30 protein-coding genes are annotated in these 22,833 nt (G+C 60.8%); 23 read left to right on the top strand and 7 right to left on the bottom strand.

Features of this window, described 5'->3' with window-relative positions; translation table 11 throughout:
• Positions 1 to 13: 13 nt before the first annotated feature.
• The 7 genes from HWX76_RS27670 to HWX76_RS36965 form a co-directional block, all read right to left on the bottom strand.
• Positions 14 to 469 (bottom strand): DUF1566 domain-containing protein, encoded by a 456-nt coding sequence (locus HWX76_RS27670; RefSeq protein WP_176016629.1) that lies wholly within the window; start codon positions 467 to 469, stop codon positions 14 to 16.
• A 30-nt stretch (positions 470 to 499) separates the two neighbouring features.
• On the bottom strand, positions 500 to 862 hold the full coding sequence (locus HWX76_RS27675) for a DUF1566 domain-containing protein (RefSeq protein ID WP_176016630.1): 363 nt from the start codon (positions 860 to 862) through the stop codon (positions 500 to 502).
• Positions 863 to 937: 75 nt separating this feature from the next.
• Positions 938 to 1,060, bottom strand: coding sequence for a hypothetical protein (locus HWX76_RS36960; protein WP_279612907.1), 123 nt, complete (start codon positions 1,058 to 1,060; stop codon positions 938 to 940).
• Positions 1,054 to 1,269 carry a hypothetical protein gene (locus HWX76_RS27680; RefSeq protein WP_176016594.1) on the bottom strand — a complete coding sequence of 72 codons (216 nt, stop codon included), beginning with the start codon at positions 1,267 to 1,269 and terminating at the stop codon, positions 1,054 to 1,056. The genes HWX76_RS36960 and HWX76_RS27680 overlap by 7 nt, the downstream gene beginning before the upstream one ends.
• Positions 1,269 to 1,601, bottom strand: coding sequence for an acetyl-CoA carboxylase (locus HWX76_RS27685; RefSeq protein WP_244138019.1), 333 nt, complete (start codon positions 1,599 to 1,601; stop codon positions 1,269 to 1,271). Before HWX76_RS27685 ends, HWX76_RS27680 begins: the two co-directional genes overlap by 1 nt.
• Before the next feature lie 8 nt (positions 1,602 to 1,609).
• Positions 1,610 to 1,834 carry a hypothetical protein gene (locus HWX76_RS27690; RefSeq protein WP_176016632.1) on the bottom strand — a complete coding sequence of 75 codons (225 nt, stop codon included), beginning with the start codon at positions 1,832 to 1,834 and terminating at the stop codon, positions 1,610 to 1,612.
• A gap of 23 nt (positions 1,835 to 1,857) precedes the next feature.
• Positions 1,858 to 1,980: a hypothetical protein gene (locus tag HWX76_RS36965; protein ID WP_279612908.1), complete on the bottom strand. Its 123-nt coding sequence runs from the start codon at positions 1,978 to 1,980 to the stop codon at positions 1,858 to 1,860.
• A 210-nt stretch (positions 1,981 to 2,190) separates the two neighbouring features.
• On the opposite strand from HWX76_RS36965, the gene HWX76_RS27695 reads away from it, so the two are divergent.
• From HWX76_RS27695 to HWX76_RS27805, 23 genes are all read left to right on the top strand, one after another.
• The gene (locus HWX76_RS27695) at positions 2,191 to 3,738 is read left to right on the top strand and encodes a terminase gpA endonuclease subunit (protein WP_279612909.1); all 1,548 of its coding nucleotides are present in this window, start codon (positions 2,191 to 2,193) and stop codon (positions 3,736 to 3,738) included.
• 7 nt (positions 3,739 to 3,745) lie between these two features.
• Positions 3,746 to 3,991: a gpW family head-tail joining protein gene (gene gpW, locus HWX76_RS27700; RefSeq protein ID WP_059694115.1), complete on the top strand. Its 246-nt coding sequence runs from the start codon at positions 3,746 to 3,748 to the stop codon at positions 3,989 to 3,991.
• The gene (locus HWX76_RS27705; RefSeq protein ID WP_176016633.1) at positions 3,991 to 5,661 is read left to right on the top strand and encodes a phage portal protein; all 1,671 of its coding nucleotides are present in this window, start codon (positions 3,991 to 3,993) and stop codon (positions 5,659 to 5,661) included. Before gpW ends, HWX76_RS27705 begins: the two co-directional genes overlap by 1 nt.
• Positions 5,658 to 6,524 carry a S49 family peptidase gene (locus HWX76_RS27710; protein WP_176016634.1) on the top strand — a complete coding sequence of 289 codons (867 nt, stop codon included), beginning with the start codon at positions 5,658 to 5,660 and terminating at the stop codon, positions 6,522 to 6,524. The genes HWX76_RS27705 and HWX76_RS27710 overlap by 4 nt, the downstream gene beginning before the upstream one ends.
• Positions 6,525 to 6,552: 28 nt before the next feature.
• The gene (locus tag HWX76_RS27715) at positions 6,553 to 7,173 is read left to right on the top strand and encodes a hypothetical protein (RefSeq protein ID WP_176016635.1); all 621 of its coding nucleotides are present in this window, start codon (positions 6,553 to 6,555) and stop codon (positions 7,171 to 7,173) included.
• Positions 7,174 to 7,216: 43 nt separating this feature from the next.
• A complete protein-coding gene (locus HWX76_RS27720; protein WP_176016636.1) occupies positions 7,217 to 8,149 on the top strand; it encodes a head decoration protein in 933 nt (310 codons plus the stop codon).
• Positions 8,150 to 8,256: 107 nt separating this feature from the next.
• Complete coding sequence (locus HWX76_RS27725) at positions 8,257 to 9,321, top strand: major capsid protein (protein ID WP_176016637.1); 1,065 nt, start codon at positions 8,257 to 8,259, stop codon at positions 9,319 to 9,321.
• Complete coding sequence (locus HWX76_RS27730; RefSeq protein WP_176016638.1) at positions 9,322 to 9,654, top strand: hypothetical protein; 333 nt, start codon at positions 9,322 to 9,324, stop codon at positions 9,652 to 9,654. It begins immediately after the preceding gene.
• A complete protein-coding gene (locus HWX76_RS27735; protein WP_176016639.1) occupies positions 9,651 to 10,208 on the top strand; it encodes an ABC transporter permease in 558 nt (185 codons plus the stop codon). The genes HWX76_RS27730 and HWX76_RS27735 overlap by 4 nt, the downstream gene beginning before the upstream one ends.
• Before the next feature lie 11 nt (positions 10,209 to 10,219).
• A complete protein-coding gene (locus tag HWX76_RS27740) occupies positions 10,220 to 10,417 on the top strand; it encodes a DUF2635 domain-containing protein (RefSeq protein WP_176016640.1) in 198 nt (65 codons plus the stop codon).
• On the top strand, positions 10,414 to 11,916 hold the full coding sequence (locus HWX76_RS27745; RefSeq protein WP_176016641.1) for a phage tail sheath subtilisin-like domain-containing protein: 1,503 nt from the start codon (positions 10,414 to 10,416) through the stop codon (positions 11,914 to 11,916). Before HWX76_RS27740 ends, HWX76_RS27745 begins: the two co-directional genes overlap by 4 nt.
• Before the next feature lie 63 nt (positions 11,917 to 11,979).
• Positions 11,980 to 12,351, top strand: a complete 372-nt coding sequence (locus HWX76_RS27750) for a phage tail tube protein (protein WP_163126174.1) — start codon at positions 11,980 to 11,982, stop codon at positions 12,349 to 12,351.
• 2 nt (positions 12,352 to 12,353) lie between these two features.
• Entirely contained in the window at positions 12,354 to 12,641 is a 288-nt protein-coding gene (locus HWX76_RS27755) for a phage tail assembly protein (protein ID WP_176016642.1), read from the top strand.
• 148 nt (positions 12,642 to 12,789) lie between these two features.
• Positions 12,790 to 14,532 carry a phage tail tip lysozyme gene (locus HWX76_RS27760; protein ID WP_176016643.1) on the top strand — a complete coding sequence of 581 codons (1,743 nt, stop codon included), beginning with the start codon at positions 12,790 to 12,792 and terminating at the stop codon, positions 14,530 to 14,532.
• A gap of 3 nt (positions 14,533 to 14,535) precedes the next feature.
• Positions 14,536 to 15,993, top strand: a complete 1,458-nt coding sequence (locus tag HWX76_RS27765) for a DNA circularization N-terminal domain-containing protein (RefSeq protein WP_176016644.1) — start codon at positions 14,536 to 14,538, stop codon at positions 15,991 to 15,993.
• 3 nt (positions 15,994 to 15,996) lie between these two features.
• The gene (locus HWX76_RS27770; RefSeq protein WP_176016645.1) at positions 15,997 to 17,079 is read left to right on the top strand and encodes a phage baseplate assembly protein; all 1,083 of its coding nucleotides are present in this window, start codon (positions 15,997 to 15,999) and stop codon (positions 17,077 to 17,079) included.
• Complete coding sequence (locus tag HWX76_RS27775; protein WP_176016646.1) at positions 17,076 to 17,678, top strand: phage baseplate assembly protein V; 603 nt, start codon at positions 17,076 to 17,078, stop codon at positions 17,676 to 17,678. The genes HWX76_RS27770 and HWX76_RS27775 overlap by 4 nt, the downstream gene beginning before the upstream one ends.
• Positions 17,675 to 18,124 (top strand): phage GP46 family protein, encoded by a 450-nt coding sequence (locus HWX76_RS27780; protein ID WP_176016647.1) that lies wholly within the window; start codon positions 17,675 to 17,677, stop codon positions 18,122 to 18,124. Before HWX76_RS27775 ends, HWX76_RS27780 begins: the two co-directional genes overlap by 4 nt.
• Positions 18,125 to 19,237: a baseplate J/gp47 family protein gene (locus HWX76_RS27785; protein WP_176016648.1), complete on the top strand. Its 1,113-nt coding sequence runs from the start codon at positions 18,125 to 18,127 to the stop codon at positions 19,235 to 19,237. It begins immediately after the preceding gene.
• A gap of 12 nt (positions 19,238 to 19,249) precedes the next feature.
• Complete coding sequence (locus HWX76_RS27790; RefSeq protein WP_176016649.1) at positions 19,250 to 19,924, top strand: putative phage tail protein; 675 nt, start codon at positions 19,250 to 19,252, stop codon at positions 19,922 to 19,924.
• A 19-nt stretch (positions 19,925 to 19,943) separates the two neighbouring features.
• Positions 19,944 to 20,546, top strand: a complete 603-nt coding sequence (locus HWX76_RS27795; RefSeq protein ID WP_176016650.1) for a hypothetical protein — start codon at positions 19,944 to 19,946, stop codon at positions 20,544 to 20,546.
• 2 nt (positions 20,547 to 20,548) lie between these two features.
• The gene (locus HWX76_RS27800) at positions 20,549 to 20,998 is read left to right on the top strand and encodes a tail fiber assembly protein (RefSeq protein WP_244138020.1); all 450 of its coding nucleotides are present in this window, start codon (positions 20,549 to 20,551) and stop codon (positions 20,996 to 20,998) included.
• A 145-nt stretch (positions 20,999 to 21,143) separates the two neighbouring features.
• Entirely contained in the window at positions 21,144 to 22,832 is a 1,689-nt protein-coding gene (locus HWX76_RS27805; protein WP_176016652.1) for a right-handed parallel beta-helix repeat-containing protein, read from the top strand.
• The last annotated feature ends 1 nt before the right edge of the window (position 22,833 follow it).

Consider the following 22,833-nt stretch of genomic DNA (forward strand, 5'->3'; position numbering starts at 1 on the left):
AATGGATGAAGGGTTAAATCGACAATCTGCGGACGGCGCGGGCGCGCAACTCGCCGAACTGGGGGTAGTAGTTCTGGCCGCCAACGTCGAAGCGCTGGTACCACGCCCAGCCGGAATTCGATTCGTGGCGTTCACCGGACCAGTAATAGGTCGGCTCGAACTCGCCCTTCAGATTGGCGAACAGGAGCGATTGCTCCCGCCGCGTCGGCAGTTCGCCGCCACGTTCGGCGGCCCATGCCTTCGCCGCCTCCCAATCCAGATCTTCGGCCTCCCCCGGCAGGAGAATCAGATAGTGGCTCAACGATCCGTCTTCGAGAAGAATCTGGCCGGCGATGCGCTCGCCGGCCGCGAGCGGGATGGTGACGGCGTCGACGTGGTACTCGGTTGCTCTCGGCTGCTTCTTGAACTCGTCGTTCATCGCGCCGATGCGCGCGTGATCTGCTTCGATCTGTTCCAGCGTGATTGTCATTGCATGCTCCGATTGTGAATGGATGAAGGGTTAAATCGACAATCTGCGGACGGCGCGGGCGCGCAACTCGTTGCCCTGGTGGGTGCTGTCCTGGCCGCCAGTGATGAAGCCCTGGCACCACGCCCAGCCGGAATAGTCGGGATCGTCGTCCGGCGTGTTGGACCAGTACCCAGCCTTCTCGAACAGGTCGCGGTGCTGTTCGTATGCGATCACGAGCTCGGCGCGCGTCGGCAAATCACCGCCGATGCTCTTGGCCCACTCCATCTGGGCCTGCCACGTTGCGCGATCGTTGTCGCCGGGTAGCAGGATCGTATGTGTGACGTCGCCGTTCTTGTCGACAAAGCCGCCGAGGTAGATCTCGCCTTCAGCGAGCGGGGGAAGCTGGATCTGCATGGAATCTCCATGAAAAAGGAGCGGGCGCCGCACAAGACGCCCGCGAAGTGCTACTGCCAAGAAAGAGGGAAATCGTCAGGTCCGATGCGCGACCATACGGGTGTCGACTCGGATGGCCCGTTCCTGCCGAACTGCTTGAATGCTCAGGACCACGGCGAGCGCGACGAAGGCGCTGATCCAGATTTTCAGGATCACCATGGAAGAACGCCCGCGCGAAATGCGACGCAGAGAAACCATACGCAGGCGACCGCGATTCCACTGCCAACGGCCCAGAGGCTTCCCTTGATGACGTAGCCGTGGATCTCGCCGCAGGCGCCAAGCAATTCGTTATCGCTCGCGCCGAGCAAAACAAGCGATCGCTTGTTTTTATGAATTACAGGCTGCAGGCTGTTAGAGGCGAGTCGCATCAGAGGTTCTCCCCGCAGATTCGGATATGGGTCGGCGGATCACGAGGGCGCTCGACGGACAGATAGCCGGCCTTCACGAGCGCGGTCTCAGCCACAATTCGGATGCTGGACTTCAGCGCATCCGCCGGAATCTCGCGTAGCACGAGCTGCAGCGCCTCGGCCATATCGACGGCAGCGCTTGCAGTCTGGCAATCATCCGGGCTGATGAAGCGAGCCGCGCCAGCTGCGTCGACCGTCAGCAGGGAAAGCGTCGGTGCATGCGATGAAACGAGAATCTCCGGGTAGAGCGCATGGGGCATCCACGGCCCGGGCGTGTGCTTGAACTGGTTCATGGCAATGCTCACATGCAGCGCGACAACGCGCATTGGATTTCGGTTTGCGCCGCTTGGTCCTGATACTGGAAATAGCCGACGATGAGCAGATAGACGAAGCACACGCCGAGCGCAGCGAGAACGTTGCGCGCGACACGGAAGATGGCGCGCGCAACTCGCACAGTGCGGTTTTCCGGCTTCGCGCGTTTCCAAGTGATCGGGAAGAGAGTCGTCGGTCGATCCGTCGAATTCATGGTCTTTCCTCGTTGTGGTCGATTCAGCAACCGCCGCGCATGCACGCGACGCCAGGCGCGATGAGGTTCAGCGCCAGACGCCGAAGCTCGCCCGAACGGGGGTAGTCGCGGCGCAGCTCGAGTAAATCGCGTGCGGTTTGGCTCATGACGTTCTCGGTGTTGTGTGATTGGCCGCCGTAGCGGGCGCGGCTATTACCAGCGATATTCGTATGTCGAAGCTGCAAACGGCGTTTTGCCTTTCGGCTCGATACGCTGCATGGAGCCGGCCGGAATAAGCCAAACGGCATCCAAGCAATACCCCGCGAAGTAGTCGCGCGCGTCGCGCCCGCTACGCAATTCGATGTCTTGCTGAGCCGATTGCGCTTGCCGAAGAGCGAACCGCCACGTTCGGCGTCAACTGGCTGTCGATCCGAGCATGCTCGCCGACGGTCGAAGACGAAAGCCGGATCGAGGCCAGCTACAAGGAATCGGATCAGCGTCGAGCATCGATCGCGTGCCCCCATTGTGGGCATCGCATGTTTCCCGACTTCTTCAAGCATGTCGACTGGGACAAGCGCCGCGACGAAAGCGGGAACGTGGTCGAGCACTACCCGAAGACGGCGCGGATCTCGTGTGAGTCATGCGGGCAGATCTGGTCCGAAGGCGATCGGCTCCGCGCATTGCAGACGGCACGCTGGCATCAGACGCGGCCGTTCGAATGCTGCGGCTCTCGGCATGTCCCGCTCGACGCCTACGAGCGAGCATGGCGCGGACCTGAAGACGAGCGCGAATCGACGACCGACGCCGCAATCGGTGTTGTGTGGGACTGGTGGGAGAGCGATCGCCACGCTGTCTACCGCGCCAAATGCCCGGAGTGCGGCGAATGGAAGGTGGACAACGAGCACGCCGGATTCCAGGCGAGCAAGCTCTACAGCCCTTGGCAGAAGGACAAGCCGTCCGACATCGCGACCAAATGGCTGAAGGCCGAGGGCGACGAAGAGAAGAAGCAGACCTGGTGGAACACGCAGGCCGGCATGCCGTATCGCCCGAACTCGGGTAAGGCGCTGCGTCTCGAGGCGCTCGTCGCGCGCGGTGAGCGATGGGCCGCGGAAGTGCCAGACGGCGTCGCCGTCATCACGGTCGGCGTCGATACCCAGGACTATCGCTTCGAAGTCGAGGTTGTCGGCTGGGGGCGCAACGAAGAAAGCTGGTCGATCGCCTACGAGGTGATCGAGGGTGACATGGAAACCCCCGATCCCTGGGAGCGCCTCGACGCGTTGCTGAATCGAATCTGGCATCGCGCCGATGGGCGCCCGTTTGAGGCGATGGCGGTTTGTATCGACTCCGGCGGTCACCATACGCAGAAGGTCTATGACTTTTCGAAAGCGCGTCTTGGCCGCAAGGTCTGGGCGATCAAGGGCGAGTCGGCGGTCAGCGGCAAGCGTAACCCCGTGTGGCCGGTCAAGAAACCGTCGCGCCGCACGAAAGCATCGTTCCGGCCGGTGATCATCGGCGTGAATTCGGCGAAGGACACAGTCCGGAGCCGTTTGCACGTCGAAGAGGCGGGCGCCGGGTTTATGCACTTCCCGAACGATCGCGACATCGGCTATTTCGAGCAGCTCACGTCGGAGCGATCCGTCGTGAAGGTGTCGGGTGGCCAGAAATATCGCGTGTGGGAATTGCCGTCTGGTCGCGCAAACGAAGCGCTGGACTGCCGCGTGTATGCATACGCCGCGCTCTGTGGCCTAACACACCTCGGGTTGAAGCTGAACAAGCGTGCGGATCTCGTTTCGATGCCGGTCGACTATGACGCCGTGTCCGCGGCAATTTCGCCCGCGCCGGTGCCAGCTTCTGAGCCGGTATCACAGGCAACTGCAGCCGATTCGAAGCCCGTCAGAAAGAAGTTAACGAACCGTCTCGCGTAGGAAAGAAATGGCGATCACTGATGGGATGAGCACTGCGGATATGCAGTCGAGATTGGCCGCGCTGCAAGCGGCCTATTTCGATCTCGCTTCCGGGGCCAAGATCGTGACCGCCACGTACAACCAGGGCGACGGAACGAAGTCAGTCACATACAAGCCCAGTGATCTCGCACAGATCATGAAAGCGATCGAGATGCTGCAAAAAGCTCTCGGCCTCATTCCTCGGTTTCACCGCGCGCGTAGGGTGCTTTTTTAATGTCATCTCTCATCGTCGACAGTTCCGGCCGACCCTTCGGGGATGTGCCGGCTGGCGGTCGTGCGCGCGCCGATAACTCGCCGTCGCCAGGGGTGATCCTTCCGCCGTATTCGAGCTTGTTTCCATATGAGGCTTCGAATATCCAGACGACGGAGATGGGCGACTGGCTGCCCTATATTCGGTCTCCGGATTCTGAGATCAACCAGTTCCGCGACCGCATGGTCGCGCGATCGCGCGATCTTGCCCGGAACGACGGTTGGGCGAACGGTGGCATTACTCGGATTCTCGACAATACGGTCGGCGCACATCTGCGCCTGTCGGCAAATCCAGATTGGCGCGCGCTCGCGCGTTTCAGCAAAAAGTTTGATGCCACCTGGGCAAATGAAATGCGCCAGGCGATCGAGTCGCTCTGGCGCGGATATTCGGAAGATCTCGGTCGTTACAACGACGTGTCGCGGCAACTGACCATTTCGCAGCAGATGCGCCTCGCACTGCGCCACAAGCTGATCGACGGCGAAGCTCTCTTCGTTTCATATTGGAAGCCTGAGCGCGTCGGCCGCGGGGGCGCCCAATATGCGACCGCGTTCCAAGTGGTCGATCCGGACAGGCTGTCGAATCCATATCTCGCAGTCGATACCCGATATATGCGTGGTGGCGTCGAGATCGATGACGACGGCGTGCCGCTCGCGTATCACATCCGGAAGGCGCAGCCGTACGACACTTACAACACCGTCGAATCGATGGAGTGGGAGCGTGTCGAGCGCGAGGATGAGGATGGATGGCGCCGCGTCATCCACGATTATGAGCGTGATCGCGCTGGGCAGCACCGCGGCATCGGCATCTTCACGCCCGTGCTGTCTCACGCCAAGATGCTCGCCCGCTATTACGGCGTCGAGCTCCAAGCCGCGACGGTGGCGACTATCTTCGGTACGTACGTGACGAGCCCGTACGACCCGGCAATGATCGAAGCTGCGATGGATAGCGATGGCGGAGAGCTTGGTTATTACCAGGATCTCCGCGCCGACTGGTCGAAAGAGCGGCCGGCAATGCTCAACAACGTGCGCGTCCCGACGTTGGCCCCGGGCGAGGAAATAAAACAGGTCGCTGCGGCGCATCCGCACAGCGGTTTCCAGGATTTTGCGCATGAAATGCTGCGCTCAATCGCGGCTGCGCTCGGCGTCTCCGCGGAGCAGATCACGCAGGACTGGAGCAAGACTAACTATTCGAGCGCGCGTGCTGCGTTGCTCGAGAGCTGGAAGACTCTCAGCCGACGAAGTGCTGAGTTCAAGATGGGATCGGCTACCCCGCTATATGCAACCTGGTTGCAAGAGGTGATCGAACGGGGTGATCTCGACGACGTTTTGCCGAGCGATGCGCCAGATTTTGTCGAGGCACCGACTGCATATGCGCGGTGCGATTGGCTCGGCGTCGCACGCGGCTGGGTGGATCCGGTGAAGGAGAAGCAGGGCGCGGTGCTTGGCATGGATGCGGGGCTGTCTACGCTCAAGCGTGAATGTGCTGAACAGGGGCTCGACTGGGAAGAAGTGATCGCACAGCGTGCCGTCGAGTTGGCTGCATTCAAGAGACTCGGAATCGCCCCGCCCAGCTGGGCTGGAATCGAGACTGCGGCCGATGCAGCCTCTCCTGAAGAAGAACCTCAACCTCAATGAAAAATCTCCCGTTTCTTGCGCAGCGGCTGTTCAATACGCCGCTCGCCATCACTCCCGCGAAAGCGGAAATGGTGATGGCTGCGCTTGCCGATCGCTTCGGGATCACGAAGCTGTTTCGCGCGAGCGGTGAATCGTTCGCAATGAGCGAATTCGGATTCGAGGAAGAGGAATCCGAGCCGGACTACCGCTATTACGATGTCGTCGCGGGCGTGGCGATCATCCCGATCACGGGCACGCTGGTGCAGAAGTCGGGGTATATGCGTCCGACGTGTGGGATGACGGGCTATGACGGCATCCGGGCGAATCTGAGCACGGCACTCGAAGACCCTGCCGTTCGCGCCATCATGCTCGACATCGACAGCGGCGGGGGCGAGGTTGCCGGCTGCTTCGATCTCGTCGACGCGATCTATGGCGCGCGCGGCACAAAGCCTATCTGGGCTGTTCTTTCGGAGAATGCCTATTCCGCAGCATACGCAATCGCAAGCGCAGCAGATCGCATCACCGTGCCGCGTACCGGCGGCACCGGATCGGTCGGCGTTATCTGCGCTCACGTGGATTTCTCGAAGGCTCTCGCCAAAGATGGCGTTACGGTCACGATGATCCACTATGGAGATCGGAAGGCCGACGGGAATGAATTCAATCCGCTTTCCGATGAGGCGCTGGGCCGGTTCCAGGCCGATGTGAATGCGATGGGCGAGCTGTTCGTCAAAACGGTTGCTCGCAATCGAAAACTGTCTGCTGCCACTGTTCGCGGCACGCAGGCTGGTACGTTTCTCGGCGCAGACGGCGTCGAGATCGGCTTCGCCGACGCCGTGATGGCGCCGGATGAGGCGTTCCGTTCCCTGCTCGCCGAGCTGGGCTGACATTTCCCAAACCCCAAAAGGTTCATTTATGAGCATTCGCACCCTTGCGGCGCGCGGGCTTTCGTTCGCCCATCTGGCCGGCCTGTCGTCCCGCGCGGCCCGCGCTGAGAACGAAGACGACGAGCGCAAGCAGCGCGAAGGTGAATCGGATGACGATTACGCCGCGCGTATGGAGGAGCTCGACGAGAAGGAGGAAGAAGCGCGTCGAGCGGAAGAGGAAAAGAAGGACGAAGAGGCTCGGCGGGCCGAAGAAGAGCGCAAAGACGAAGAGGCTCGCGCGCGCGGCGAAGACGATCAAGACAGCGATCTCGAGGCCGATGACGACGATGAAGAGATGCGGGGGAAAAGTGCATCGGCGCGCGCACGTAAGCGTGAACGGGCACGTTGCGCCGCAATCTTCGCATCACCGGCAGCAGCCCGCAATCCGGTGCTCGCGGCCAACCTCGCATTCAAAACGAGCATGAAGCGGAGCGAAGCGATTGCGATGCTCCAGGCAACGCCGGCGCCGGCATCGGCAGCGCACGTCAATCGGGCCGCACGCAATCCGAATCTCGGCTCGGACGGCGGTGTGAAGCCGTCGCAACAGCAGGCTGTGGCAGCGCGCTGGGACGCGAACCTGCAGGCCGCGAGCAATCCCCGTCGCCGCTGATTCGCACCATCGATCTTCAATCTTCCCTCAAAGGAACTGAAACATGGGTAACCCCACCTATACGCCGCTCCAGGAAAACTGGCATAACGGCGGATTCATCGTTTCGCTGGCGAATGGCCATCAGTCGATCGACCAAGGCATCCTCACCGGGGGTGTCAAGGTGCTCGCCGGCACGGTCTTGGGTCTGATTACCGCTGCTTTGACGGCAGCGGTTGCGGCGCTCGGCACGAACACCGGTAACGGGACCATCGGGACGGTAACGCCCCAGGCTGCCCCCGCGACGATGATCGGCGCGTACAGCGTGCTGATGACGAGCGCGACGGCATTTACGGTAACGGCGCCGGACGGTCAAACTGCTACCGGCGCCGCCGGAACGCCGTTCAGCGGGTTGGGTATCGGCTTCACGATCACGGCCGGCGGCACGCCGTTTGCCGCGAACGACTCGTTCACGCTCACGACGACGAATGCGCCTGGCAATCCGAACATCGCTTCGGCAGCTGGCGCCGGCAACACTGGCAACGGCACCATCGATTCGCTGAGTGTGGCGGGATACGCCGCCAAGGTGGGCGCCTATACGGTCGAATTCGATGACGCAACGCACTTCGTCGTCACGGATCCCACTGGCGCTGAAGTCGGCCACGGCACGACGGGCGTCGCGTTCAAGGCCGGCGGCCTCTCGTTCACGATCACCGCCGGCGGTACGGCATTCGTGCCCGGCGACAGTTTCGCGGTCACGGTCGCGGCGGGCTCGGGGAAATATAAGGCATTCGATCCCGCCAATGTCGACGGCTCACAAGTGCCGGCCGGCATCCTCTTCGCGACGAAGGACGTCACGACCGGCGACAAGCCGTGCGCAGTCGTCGTGCGGCTCTGTGAAGTCAATGCATCGGAACTCGTCTGGCCGGCTGGCATGAGTGCCGCAGCGATCGCTGCAGCGCAGGCCCAGCTGAAAGCGCTCGGCATCGTGCCGCGCTGATAAGGCCGCAGGCCGACCATCAAGCCGCCTCCGGGCGGCTTTTTCATTTCCGCAATTCCGAGGCCGCCAGCAAGGCGGCTTTTCTTTTTCCAGAAAAGGAACAAGCCATGGCTGGCGAAATCATCGACATTTTTAACGGTGACGCTTTCAGCGCACTGGCCCTCACGCAGGGCGTCCAGCGCAACCCGTACCAACCGGGCGCGCTGGGGCGGTTGAACATTTTCGACGAAAACCCGATTCGCACGACGGCCGTATCGGTCGAAGAGCGTACCGGCACGTTGAAGCTCATCGGCTTCAGCGAACGCGGCACCGAAGGCACGCAGCGCACGACCGAGCGTCGCAAGATGCGCTACTTCGACGTGCCGCGGCTGATGCATGACGACACGATCCACACGTACGAAATCCAGAACATCCGCGAGTTCCCGGAAGGCCCGACCGGCCAGATCGTGACCGTGCCGATGCAGCTCGAACGCGAAGTCGCGCGCCGGCTTGCGGGTCCGACGGGCCTGCTCGCCAGCGTCGAATACACGAAGGAATATCTGCGCCTCGCAGCGGTACAGGGCCTCGTGCTCGATCCGAAGGACGGTTCGCAACTTTACAACTGGTTCGACGAGTTTCAGATCACGCCTGTTCCGGAAGTCGGCTTCAACCTCTCGGCTGGGACCGCGAACAGCCTGCGACCGATCATCAACGGCATCAAGCGAAGCATGGCTCGCAAGGCCCAGGGTGCGTTCACGAACCAGACCCGCATCATGGCGCTCTGCGGCGATCAGTTCTACGACCAGTTCGCCAACCATCCGGACGTGATCCGCACGTTCCTGAACTGGGAAGGCGCTCGCGACATCCGCGACGATGCATTCGGCGATGCGTTCGCATCGTTCGAGTTTGACGGCATCACGTGGGTCAACTACCGCGGCTCGGACGACAACGCCACCATCAAGATCCCTGACGACAAGGTCAAGTTCTTCCCGGTGAATGCGCCCGGAATCTTCCAGGAAGTGCTGGCACCGGGCGAATCGGCGGAGTTCATCAACCAGCCGGGCTCCTCGGTCTACGTACTGCCGATCATCGATCGCGACCGTCGCATGTGGTGGAAGATGGAGGTCTACTCCTACCCGCTCTACCTGTGCACGCGCCCGGAGGTTCTGCAGAGCGGCCGTGCGGAGGCGTAAATGCCCATCGACTGGAACCGCGTCGTCATCGGGTCGCTGCACGGTGTCTTCGCTGAACCGGTGACGTACAAGCCGTTCGCTGGCGGATCGTTCTCGATCACCGGCGTATTCGACGATGCATACCTCAAGGAAGTGATGTTCGAGGATGCATCGTCGGGTGTGACCGAAGTGTCGGCGGTACTGGGTGTGCAGCTTTCGCAGTTTCCATCGCTTCCGGTCCAAAACGACCAGCTCTCAATCCCCAGCGTCAATAGCACCTACGTAGTTCGGCAGGTTCGCCCGGACTCGCGTGGTGCTGCAAGGCTTCTTCTCAATAAGGTGAGTTCGCCGTGACGACATCCGCAGATCTTCGGGCGCTGTTCGTAACGGCGCTCAAGGGTGCGACGGATGCGGGGGACGCAGTTTTCTCGCCATACGACTGGCCGACGGCGCCGAACGCATATCGATCGATCCTCGTGCACGCGCGCAAGGAGCGGAAGGAATCGCTCGGCCGCAACGTGCCGCAGTTCAAAGTTACGGCGACGCTCGAGATCATCGCGCGAACCAAATCGGGAGCAGTGGTCGGGGATGCGGGCTCTGCGGCGGCACTTGCTGCAGCGGAGAACCTCAAGGCGCAGATCGAATCGGCGCTGATCAACAACCCTGCGATCTGGGCAGATCCGGCCGGCGGCCAGCGTATTCAGCAGTTTTCATCCGTCGATTCGGAGCTCACGACGAGTTCTGATGGGGAGATGCCGATCGCGGAGTTGCTGATGACGATCGACGTCGAGTTCTTCCAATCGGCGGATGACTTCTTCCCGATCCCGCTCATGCCGCTGCAGGGCGTTGATCTGGCGATCCAAGAGCCGGACGGCACGACGCAGCCTGGCTTGACCATCAACTTCTGAAGGAGCGACGCATGGTCGTTCAACCTGTTCCGGGCGGGCCGAACGTGCTCGATCCGGTGACGAAGCAGTTCATCCCGCCCGAGGGCATCACGGTGGACGACTTCGACCTGTACTGGCATCGCCGCATCGCTGACGGCGACGCGCGAATCGTCGAGCCCCTGGCGCCCGCAGCGGCGAAGGTGGCAAAAATCGAAAAGGGTGATCAATGACCATCTCGTTTCCGAACATTCCGCAGAACTTGCGCGTACCGCTGTTCTATGCGGACATCGATCCCCGCAAAGCAAATACCGGCCAGCCGACTCTGCGCGCGCTGATCATTGGTCAGGTGACCGGTTCCGGCTCAGCAACACCGAACGTCCCGCAGATCAGTCAAGGCATCGCCGACGCGAAGTCTGTCGGCGGACAAGGTTCGATGTTGGCACTGATGACCGCGACATATCGCACGCGAGACCAGTTCAGCGAGATGTGGTATCTCCCGCTCGCGGATGATCCGGCTGCAGTAGCGGCGACCGGGTCGCTCAACTTCACGGCAGCCGCGACCGCTGCAGGAGTGCTATCGCTGTATATCGCGGGCACGCGAATCTCGCTGAACGTATCGACGTCGCAGACCCCTGCGCAGCTGGCGACGGCTCTGGCCGCAGCGATCAATGCCGTAGGCGACCTGCCGGTGACGGCCGCTGTCGACGGAACGACGGCGAGCAAGGTCAACATCACCGCTAAGAACAATGGTGCGTGCGGCAACGACATCGACCTCCGATTGAACTATCTCGGCACGGCTGGCGGCGAGTCGACGCCGACAGGCATGACGGTATCCATCGTCGCGATGGCCAGTGGCGCTACGAATCCGTCGCTCACGGCAGCGCTTGCGAATCTGGGCGACAAGACGTTCGATTTCATCGCGTTCCCGTACAACGACACCACGTCGTTGAATGCGATCAAGTCGTTCCTAAGCACGCAGACGGGCCGATGGAGCTGGGCGCAACAGCTCTATGGCGGCGCATACGGCGCGTATCGCGGCACGCTTGCGTCGTGCCAAACGTTCGGTGCGACGCGGAACGACGAGCATATGTCGATCACCGGCTTCTACGATTCGCCGACGCCGAACTGGATTTGGGCGGCTGACATCACGGCGGCCGTCGCTGTTTCGGCTCAGGCGGATCCGGCTCAACCGTTGCAGACCGTCACGCTCGCTACGGCGCTGCCGCCGCCGGTTCAGTCACGGTTTCAGCTGACGGACCGGAATACGCTGCTGTATACCGGCATCAGCACTTTCACGGTGGCGGACGACGGCACCGTCGCGATCGAGAATCTGATCACGACATACCAGCTGAACAGCTTCGGCCAACCCGACAACAGCTATCTCGAAGTCGAGACGATGAATACGCTCGCGTACGTGCTGCGTCGGCTGAAATCGGTCGTCACGACGAAGTACGCGCGCGTGAAGCTGGCGGCGAACGGTACACGGCTCACCGCCGGGAACAACGTCGTCACGCCGAACATGATCCGTGCGGACTTGATCGCTGACTACAAGGCGATGGAGGAAAGCGGATACGTCCAGGGCAGTGCGCAGTTTGCGCAGGGGCTCATCGTGCAGCAGAACGCCACGAACCCGAATCGCGTTGACGTGCTGTATCCGGCCGTGCTGATCGATCAGCTCCGGATCTTCGCGCTGCTCATGCAGTTCAGCAATCAGGTCGCCGCGGCCTGATCACGGTAGCGATGTCCACGAAGGCGCCATAGGGCGCCTTTTTTCATTTCAGGAGGGCATTCGATGCCTAGCAATCTGCTCGCTGGCACGGCATCCGTGTCCGTCGACGGCAAGACCTACATGGTGTCGGCGAACTTCAAATACAGCCCGGGTGCGAAGACGCGCGAGTCGCTGACCGGTATGGATGGCGTCCATGGCTACAAGGAAAAGTACCGTGCGCCGTCGATCGCGATGCAAATGCGCGACTGGGGCGGTCTCGCCGTCGCCGACATCAACGGGATGACGAATGTGACGGTCGTCGCCGAGCTCGCGAATGGAAAGACGATCATCGGCCGAAACATGTGGTCGGTCGAAGATCAAGAGGTGGACTCCGAGGACGCCGTATTCGACGTCAAGTTCGAGGGTCCGGAAGTCACCGAAACGACGACGAATTGAACATGACCGATCACGACAATACTGCACCGGCAATTCCCGAGCATCCGGAAACCCTCACTCTCGTGCTGCGCAAGCCGATTCAGATGAAGGGCGACACGGTCGCGTACTCGCAGCTCGAGCTGCGCGAACCGACGGTCGACGAGCTCGACCGCTCGCTGAAGGCTGGTGATACGTCGCTTGCAAACAATGCGGCTCTCATCGCGTTTATCACGGGGATTCCGGTGCAAGCGGTGCGCAACCTCGGGAAGCGCGACTTCGAGGAGGCGGTCACGTACCTCCAGGGTTTTTGACCGCGTGGCCCGTCGGCTGGCGAGGTCTGGTCGCCGAGGTCACGAAGTACTACCACTGGGGGCCGGAAGATGCATGGCGCCTCAAATTGAGCCGCTTTCTCTACTGGTATGAGGAGGCGAAGCGATTGAAAGACATGGGAGTTAGTTGATGGCAGCGCCGGTCTTTCAGATCACGATCAACGCGGTGGATAAGGCGACAGCGGTCGCCAAGCGCGTCAACGAGTCCATCGCGAAAATCACGAAGCCGATTACGGACGTTAAGGCGTCCGTGGCTGCCTTCAACAAGGAAACCGGCCTAGATCAGCTCGGTAAGAAGTTCGAATCGGTCGGCAAGTCGGCGCAGACCGTAGCGCGCAGCGTCGCATCGATTGCGCCTCCACTTGCGGCGATCGTTGGCGTTGGCAGCGTGGCCGGAATCGCGGCGTTTGCGACTAGCTGGGGCCGCGCTGCGGCAGAGATCGCTAACACGTCAAGCGTGATCGGCGTCACCACGGCGGACCTTCAGCGCTATCGGGGAGCGGCTCGCGTCGCGGGCCTGTCTGCCGATGCGATGACGAGCAGCATGCAGTCGCTCGGCGACGCGTTCGAGGATGCATCTGCGGGTCGGAACAACTTCGTCGCCGGTGTGCTCTCCGACAAGGGGATCGGCATCCATCGCCTGAAGGACGGCACGATCGACGTCGTACGCGGCCTTCATGACGTCGCGGCGGCTGCTTCGAAGATCACAAATACGCAGGCGCAGCGCAAGTTTCTCGACATTTTCGGGCTCGGTGGCATCCAGGCGATGATTCGCCGCGGCACGATCGACCAGTTCGTCTCGAAGTTCGATGAATTGCACGCGACGATGTCGCCGGAGCAGATCGCGCAGGGCGAGAAATTCAATCAGTCGATGATCTCGCTCGACGCGTCGGTCGACAAACTGAAAAATTCGATCGGATCGGCTCTCGCGCCGGCGCTTGGCCGAGCTGTCGATGAGTTCGCGCGTCTTGCTGACGATTACGGCCCGAAGATCGCGCATTGGATCGACAACGTCGACTGGGACAAGACCGCGAAATCGATCGCCGGAGTTGGCGAGGCGCTCGGCGGCGTCAAGGGCATTGCACTTGCCGTCGCGGCTGTCACGTTCGCTGGCCCGATCGCCGGGCTGGCGTCGATGCTGGTGAAGGCGGCGGCGCTATCCGGCGTGTTGATGCCGCTTGCCGCGAATCCGATTGTCGCCGGTGCGCTCGGGTTGCTCTACAGCCAGGGTTTGAACAAAGGCGAGGGCAATACTCGTCTGACGCAGCCTGGCGATGTATGGGATGGGGATCCGATTGGCGCGCGACGCCGCGGCGGTGCTGCAGCCGATTCGCAAACCGCGAGCATCGTGAATTCGATGATGCTGAAGGGTTGGACCAGGGAGCAGGCAGCTGGCATTGCCGCAAATCTCTGGGCTGAAAGCATGTACAACCCGGGCGCCATTGGCGACAACGGGCATGCATACGGGATCGCGCAGTGGCATGAGGATCGTCAGGCTGAGTTCAAGAAACGATTCGGCATCGACATACGAAAGTCGACGCTTGATCAGCAACTGCAATTCGTCGATTACGAGCTCCGCAAGGGTAATGAGCAGGTGGCCGGGAATGCGCTTGCAGCGCAGGATTCTGCAGTCGGCGCCGGCGGCGTCGTATCGCGCTTGTATGAGCGCCCGGCAGACCCACGCGAAGAATACCGACGAGGCCAGATGGCTTCGGAGATCGATTCGGCAGCGAAACGGAACTATGGAACCCAGAAGCTCGAGGTCACGATCCATATGCCCGGTGCGCCGCACGGCACCCGCGCGAGCGTGCACTCGAACGGCGAGGTTATGGCGACCGGGCAGATCGGTCATTCATTGTTGATGGGGCTGTAAGGTATGAGCGTCACGACGGGTGTGGTGATCGCCGGCAGCATCGGTGGCGTTGCTGCGTCAGCTTCGGATCTCGTGAGCGGGGTTTCGAGCGTCGTCAACGGCGTGTCGAACCTGCTTTCTGGGAACTGGCAAAGCCTGATGCGCGGGGCCTCGTACGGGGGTGTTCCGTTCGCGGTAGAGGCTGCGCGCACGGCCGGCGGTCGGCGCAATGCAGTCCACGATTACCCGTATCGCGATGAGGTTTGGGTCGAGGATCTCGGCAAGCTCCCGCGCCAGTTCAACCTGGTCGGATTTTTGGTCGAAGACAGCCTCATCTATGGCGGTGGCTCGGTCATCGGTCAGCGGGATCGCATGTTCAACGTGTGCGAGGCCGCGGGCCCGCAAACGCTCGTGCATCCGACATTCGGCACCGTCGAGAACGTGAATTGCCTGAATGTCGAATTCATGGAGCGGAAGGATCTCGGCCGCGTCGTGGAGGTGATGTTCACTTTCATCCGGAGTGGCCTGAGAATCTATCCGAAGGCCGTCGACTCGACGCAGGATGTGGTTTCTGCCGCCGCCGACGCGCTGAATGCTTCTTCGCTTCTCGATTTCGTCAAGAACACGGCGTCAGCGATTCAGGGGGGGGCTGCTGTCGTGCAATCGGCTGTCTCGGCGGCTGTCGGGATCTATCAGCTAGGCGTGACGGCGGTGAATGATGTAAAGCGGTTTCTCGGCGCGGTGTCGACTCTTTCGGGCAACTTCGGCCGCTTGTTCGGCGGCGGGAATTCCGGCTATCTCGGATCGAACCAGAAGGCACCCGCCGGCACGACTGTTTCGATGTTGATCCAGAACGACACGGTGTTGCGCGCGGCAGTGAGCTCCACCGGTGCGGCCCTTCAGTCGGCTGCGGCAGCGGTCGTCGACACAGCGTCATTTTCTGCGGCAGCCGTCTCGTTCGTTCGGGCCGTAGCGGCATCCGCGTCCGATCCGGCTGATGCAATCCGGATGCTTTCCAGCATGGCGACGTACTCGCCGAACGGCATCACGTCGCCATCGGCAATCGGGAATGCAATGGCTCAGATGCAGTCCGCATGCGGCGCGTTGTTCCGGCGCGCGGTGCTGGCGCAGCTCGCGACGACGGTTTCGGCGTATCAGCCCGCATCGCAGCAGGATTCGCAGGCTGTAATGGCGAATGTAACGGCGATGCTCGATGCTGAGATTGAGATTGCGGGTGACGCCGGCGACGATTCGAGCTATACGGCGCTGCGCGCACTCCGGCAATCAGTCGTCGCGGATCTCCAGGCTCGAGGCGCGGGAATCGCGCCGGCTACGACGTTCAGTTTCGCCACTCCGATGCCGGCGCTGGTCCTCGCAAATCGGATTTACCGCGATCCGGCGCGGACGGACGGTCTCGTGCAGCAAGCCGATGCAGTGCACCCGGCATTTTTACCCACTTCGTTTCAGGCGCTCGCGACGTAACCCATGGATGACGAACTCTCCCTGAGTATCGGCGGCCAGTCGATCTCGGGGTGGACTGACGTCCGCGTCACTCGTGGCATCGAGAGGCTGCCGAGCGATTTCGAACTGGGATTGACCGAGTTGTACCCGGGGCAGTTGGATCGCGTCGTGGTCCAGCCGGGCGACGAATGCATCGTGAAGATCGGTGCAGACGTGGTGCTCACCGGTTACGTGGATCGTTACGTACCATCAATGGATGCGCACAGCCACACGATTCGCGTCGCGGGTCGCGGCAAGTGTCAGGACTTGGTCGACTGCGCCGCGTTTTGGCCGAACGGACAAATCAGCGGGACGTCTGCGCTCGATGTCGCGGCGAAGATCGCTTCGCACTACGGGATCATGGTCTCGTGCGACGTCCAGAATTTGCGGGCGATCCCGCAGTTCAATCTGTTTCTCGGCGAATCGTGCTACGAGATCATCGAGAGGATCAGCCGATACAGCTCGCTGCTCGTGTATGACGCGCCAGACGGAAATCTTGTCCTCGCGCAGGCCGGAACGGTCAACGCAGCGAGCGGGTTTCAGCAGGGCATCAACGTGCAGGCCGCGACGGTCCAGTACTCGGCAGATCAGCGGTTCCAGACGTACACGGCCTTCACGCAGTCGGTGCAGATGTATTCCGACATTGGCGTTGCCGGCAATGTGATCGCGACTGCTACCGATGCAGGCGTGAAGCGCCCGCGCGAGCGAGTGATCATCGCCGAAGCCGTTCAGGGCTTCCAGGATCTTGCGAAGCAGCGAGCAATCTGGGAGATGAATCGGCGGATCGGTCGAGCCGCAGTCGTGACCCTCACGACTGATTCGTGGCGCGACTCCGCTGGAGCGCTCTGGACACCGAATACGCTGGTTCCGATCCTCCTGCCACAGTTGAAGCTGGCTGACGAATCGGGAACCGGACCGGTGACGTGGTTGATCGGCGAAGTGACCTATCAGCGGAATCTGCAATCCGGCACGACTGCCACGATCACGGCGATGCGACCGGACGCATATCTCCCCGAGCCTACGGCTCTCCAACCGATGTTTGTCGACGGCAGCACCATTCCTCAATGAGCGATCAAGCGAACGGAGTGACCGCGCGCATTGCGCGGTTCATCACCGTGGTCACGGGATGGGGGCGCGTAACGCATCAGGACGACGCGGGCGGTGCGCAGCTGTTGCAGGTTCAGGTTAACGAGCGCGAGACGATCGACAATTTGCCCCGTAGTGCCGAGTTTGGGCTGACCAGCGTCCCGCCGAACGGATCCGACGTGACGATGCTCAATCTCGGCGGCGGTCGAAATAATGCAGTGATCGTCGGCACAAATCATCAGCCGTCAAGGCCACGCAACCTGCAATCTGGCGAAACGATGCTGTATAGCCAGGATGGAAAGAGCGTGTATCTCACCGCGAGTGGTGGTGTCGTCGTCGAGGCTAAGGGGCAGGCTGTCACGGTCAACGATGCATCTATCGTCACGATCAACGCGGCCACGAAGGTGCGTATGGTGACGCCTCGGTTTGAATGTACTGGCGACATCGTCGACAACTGCGACACGATCGGACGGAGCATGGCGGCTGATCGCGTGATCTTCGATGAGCATAACCATAACGTACGAAACGTCCAGGGCGGTTCCAGTACCGTCACGACCGATACGCCGAACCAGATCGAATGAACCCGACAGACATCCAGATTTTCTGGGACGCGGCGAACAATCGCGGCGACTGGGCGACGCTCGGGCCGGTGCTTGCGACCGGGAACGATCTCGAGACAGCAGTTCTCGTGAGCCTTTTCACCGATCGCATGGCCGCCGCAGACGACGTGATTCCTGACGGCTCCGGCAACCCAAGAGGTTGGTGGGGCGACGACGCGGCAAGCCCGATTGGATCTCGGCTCTGGCTTCTTCGTCGCGCGAAGCAGACGACGGAGACGTTGCAGCGCGCGTACGACTATATCGCCGAGGCGCTGCAGTGGTTGATCGACGATGGCGTCGTAGCCAAGTTCGACATCATGGTCGAGTGGACGAGGGCCAGTTTTCTCGGCGCGAAGATCATTGCCTATCAACAGGACGGGACGAAAGTCTCACTGGCCTACTCGTGGGCTTGGAACGGAAATTCATAAATGCCATTCTCGCGGCCGACACTTTCGGAATTGAAGGCGCAGGTTGCGGCTGACGTGCAGGCCAACCTGCAGGGCGTCAGTGCGCTCCTTCGCAATAGCGTGCTGCGCGTCATCACGGTGGTCCAAGCGGGGTTGGCGTACCTGCATTATGGCTATCTTGATTGGATCGCCAAGCAGGCGGTCCCATGGACGGCTACCGATGAATACATCGTCGGATGGGGGGCGCTCAAGAACATCTTCCAGAAAGGCGCGACCACCGCATCGGGGAATGTGTCATTTCAAGGGGCAGTCGGGAAAGTCATTCCGTCCGGAGCGACGGTTGTTCGCGGAGATGGCAGGACATACACGGTCCAGGCATCGGCATCCGCTGGAAATGGTGGAACAGCTACTGTTTCGGTGGTGGATGCTCAGCCAGGCGCGGCGGGAAACTGCGACGCGGGCACGACACTATCCCTCGGGATTTCTATCGCCGGAATCCAGTCGACAGGCGTCGCCTCTACACCTTTTACTGGCGGCGCTGATGTCGAGTCGCCGGCCGACTTCCGCGGGCGAGTGATCGCCGCGTACCAGGCAAGCCCCCAGGGTGGCGACAAGGATGACTACGTTACGTGGGCGACGGCAGTGCCGGGCGTCACGCGTGCGTGGTGCGCGCCGAATGCATTTGGCGCTGGGACCGTCGTTGTCTATTTTATGATGGATGGTTCGGAAGCATCAAATGCGGGATTCCCGCAAGGGACGAATGGTGTTTCGTCCAACGAGACGCGGCGCGCGCCGGTGGCGACGGGGGATCAACTGGCAGTTGCAAATGCTATTTTTTCTGTTCAGCCCGTCACTGCTCTGGTTTATGCGTGCGCTCCGATCGCCAATCCCATCAACTTCATGATTTCCGGATTGAGCACGGCTTCGGCCGCAACACAAGCAGCTGTGAAAGCGGCGATTTCAGATGCATTTTTCCGCGAAGGAGCACCCGGCGGAACGGTTGATCTATCGGACGTCAATTCAGGAATTGCTGCCGTGCCCGAGACTGCAGGCTTTGTAATCGTGTCTCCGGCCGGGAACATCCAGAATTCGGCAGGTGGCTTGCCGACTCTCGGGACCGTCACGTTCATCTAGGAGGATGGCTGAATGGCGGCCCCCGTTCTTCTCGCTGCGAATTTTCTAAAAGCGATTCAATCGCTGCTTCCGCAGGGCCTTGTATGGCCTCGCGATCAAGATGCAGTGCAGACCAAGGCTTTGGCTGGTCTGGCGCCATCGTATGAGCGGAATACGGCGCGTGCGAATTATTTGCTCGTAGACGCTTTTCCAGCGGCTACGTACGAACTTCTCCCTGAATGGGAATTGACTCTCGGGTTGCCAGACCCTTGCGCCGGACCGTCGCCAAGCATTCAAGCACGGCGCGCGCAAGTCGTCGCTAGATTTTCAAATGGTGGGGGGCAGTCAGCGGCGTATTTCGTCCAGTTTGCCGCGAACCTGGGTTACCAGATTACCGTCGAGAGCTTCGCGCCGGCCCGCGCGGGGCAGGCCGTGTGTGGTGACCCGTGCAATGGGGTGGATTGGGCCTTTGCATGGGCTATCAATGTGCCGCTCAGCACGGTGACGGTGGCCAGAGCCGGTCAATCGGCGGCCGGCGATCCGCTCGCGAGTTGGGGGAACAGCGTGCTCGAATGCGAAATCAGCGCGGTGAAGCCCGCTCACTCCACAGTGATGTTCCAGTACATCACGCCAGTATTCGACAACTCGGTGATCGATGATTTTGGACATCCGGTTGTAACGAGCATCGGCCTTCCGGTGATCCTGTAAGAAACAAGAGGGAGAGCGCATGTATCAAATCGATTCCAGCGGCGCAGCAGTCAGCCAGCCGACGCCGGCGCCTGCCGGTTCGCCTGGATGGTGGACAAATGGCAACCCGGCGACCGCGACACCGGCCACTGTGCTCGATGCGGACTGGTTCAATGCGGTTCAGGCTGAGCTGCTGGCGTTTTTGACTGCCGCAAACATCGCCCCCGCCAAGGGAACGAACAACCAAGTTCTGGCGGCTGCTCAGTTGCTTTTTGCAACTGTATCGGGGAGTGCATCACAGGCGTTCAACGTGGCGCAAGCTACGAGCAACACCCAGGCTCTGCGGCTCGATCAGTTCACGGGGTCGATCAGCAATCCAGGGTTCCTAGCGATTCCTTTTACTGCCGGCGTCCTTCGAAAGATGTACGTTCAGTTCGGCATCGCTTCCGTGGGGGCGAACAGCACGTTGAACGTCAACTATGCGACTGCATTCCCGAGCGGCGTGCTGGCTGTATTCGCGACGCGCGCCAGTGGGGGCAGTGATCACGCGGTGAATGCGTCCTCTGCGAGCCTCAGTCAGATCGCGCTGCAAAACTACGGGACATCGACGGAGTCGATCAACTGGCTCGCTATCGGATGGTAACAATGACGACTCGATTTTATTTTTCGAATGGGTGGTATCTGGATAGCGAATTCGGCCCGCGCACGATCACTGTCGACGGCGTGGCTGTTGACAACCCCGATTGCAGAATTCCGGTCGACGCCGTCGAGGTCGCCGCCGATCAGTATGCTGTTTTGCTCGCAGCGAACAGCCAAGAAGGAAAAACGATCACCGTCAAAGACGGTTGTGTCGTTGCGGTAGATCCGCCGGCGCCAACCGCTCAGGTAGTCATGCAGGCGAATGCAGCGGTTCGAGATCGACTTCTTGCCTCAGCGGCCTTGTCGATCGCTCCGCTTCAGGATGCGGATGATCTCGGCATGGCGACCGACGGCGAAAAAGCGCTGCTCACCGCGTGGAAGAAATATCGGGTCGACATCAGCCGAGTCGATCTGACGAAAGCCTCGCCGGCTTGGCCGAGCACCCCGACAGCATGAAGCTTTGCGACGCACGTCTAAATCGATTTTTGGTCCGATATGGGCTTGGCCATTTGAAGCGCGGCGAACAAGCTTAGCGTGACGTAGCCATCAATTGCAGACCGGGGCGCCTTTGGCGCCTTTTGCTTTTCTGGGAACGATACACATGACAACTGGCGCAGGCGTCAGACTTACGGGGTTCCCGCCAGCAAGCGGTTTCACCGACACCGACCTGGTGTACATGTCGCAGTCCGGTGTGACGGTGAAGGGGACCGTTGCCCAATTGCGGGCGGCATTGGCTGCAAATCGATCCGTCGAAACGTTCGTCGCAGGAACGAATTTCACCCCTGGTACGACGCCGTCGTTGACGCTCGCTGGCAGCTATGGGTCGATCAATGCTATCGACGTCTATTTCGACGGGGTGCCGCAACTCGATTGCACGCTTAGCGGGAAAACGCTCACGTTCAACCCGGTGATCCCGGCCGGTACCCAGCAAGTCGTTGTCAAGGGCGCGAATGCCGGATCGATCGGCACACCATCCGACGGAACGGTGACCGATGTCAAAGTCGCTATCGGCTCGAAGCTCTATTGCCGGATCAACGACGAAATACACATTACCGATCCGGCATTCGGTGCAGTGCCGGGGCTGGATGCCTCGGCTGCACTACAGGCCGCCATCAACTACGTACTGTCTCTTCCCAATGGAGGGCAGATTTACGCGCCGGCTGGTACGTGGTTGATCAACGCGAAGATTTCGATCCCGAAGAACACGGCGAAAACCCTCAGACTGATTGGCGCCGGAGGTGCTACAGCATTTCAGGCGGGATCATCGTTGCCTGCCGGCCCGATGTTCGACCTGGGGCAAGGAAGTTCAGCGGCGGGCGGCGTCGACTGTGTGATCGCCGGTATGTATGTGCTTCCGGGGCAATCTATCTCGACGATCGGATTCCGATGCCTGAATATGAACGGCATCCGTTTCGAGGATGTCCAGTTCGGTGCGCTGCAGGTTGGCGTCTGGATGACGGAGTGCTACGCGACGCGCTTCCGAAACTGCCAGTGGATCGGGACGAAAGTTCAGGCGATCTATTCGTCGAGCCCGGCACACAACATCGTTCTCGACAGTTGCAAGGGGTATAGCGTCGGCGGAAGCACTGGCCAATTTTTGAGGATCGACGGCGCGACGAACAATATCGTTATTCAGAATTGCGATTTTGAGCAATGCGCGAGCGTGTATTCGTTGGCGGCGGGCTCAAGCAGTGTGCGCGTGATCGGATGCTACATCGAGTATTGCGTCAATCTCGAGTTCTACCATCAGGGACTTTGCTACAGCATCGATGTCTCGGATAACTGGATTGCGCTGAATACCGGTGGCGTTTTGGGCGGTCCGGGTGGTGGTGCAACGTCAACGTTCCAAAATTGGAGTGGTGGGTCATTCAGCAACAACACTGGGTACCAAATGTCGGTGGCGTGGGACGCCACCGCATCCGACGTCGATGTTGGACACAACTACAACGCCGGTAGCTTCATTGTGGCGCCGGCGCCGTTTGCAGTGGTTACTTCTGGGTCGTTGACCAATGGGTGGTCACTGGGCGCATACGCGGTCGGCTATAAGAAGTCTTCGGATGGGAAAGTGCAACTCCGCGGCGCTGTCGTCGCCGGAACGCTGGGGTCTCCTGCATTTACGCTTCCCCAAGCCTATTGGCCCCCGCAGCGAGCTAATTTCGCCGCTCTGACTTCGACTGGGACGTTGGCATCAGTAATCGTTGACACGAATGGAAATGTCGTGCCAAACATTGCCGGCGGATCGCCTGGACAAACGGTATATCTGGACATGATTTCTTATTCTGCAGGCTGAT

The organism is Burkholderia sp. BCC0398, from assembly GCF_902833245.1.
In the GTDB taxonomy this organism is placed as follows: Bacteria; Pseudomonadota; Gammaproteobacteria; order Burkholderiales; family Burkholderiaceae; genus Burkholderia; species Burkholderia sola.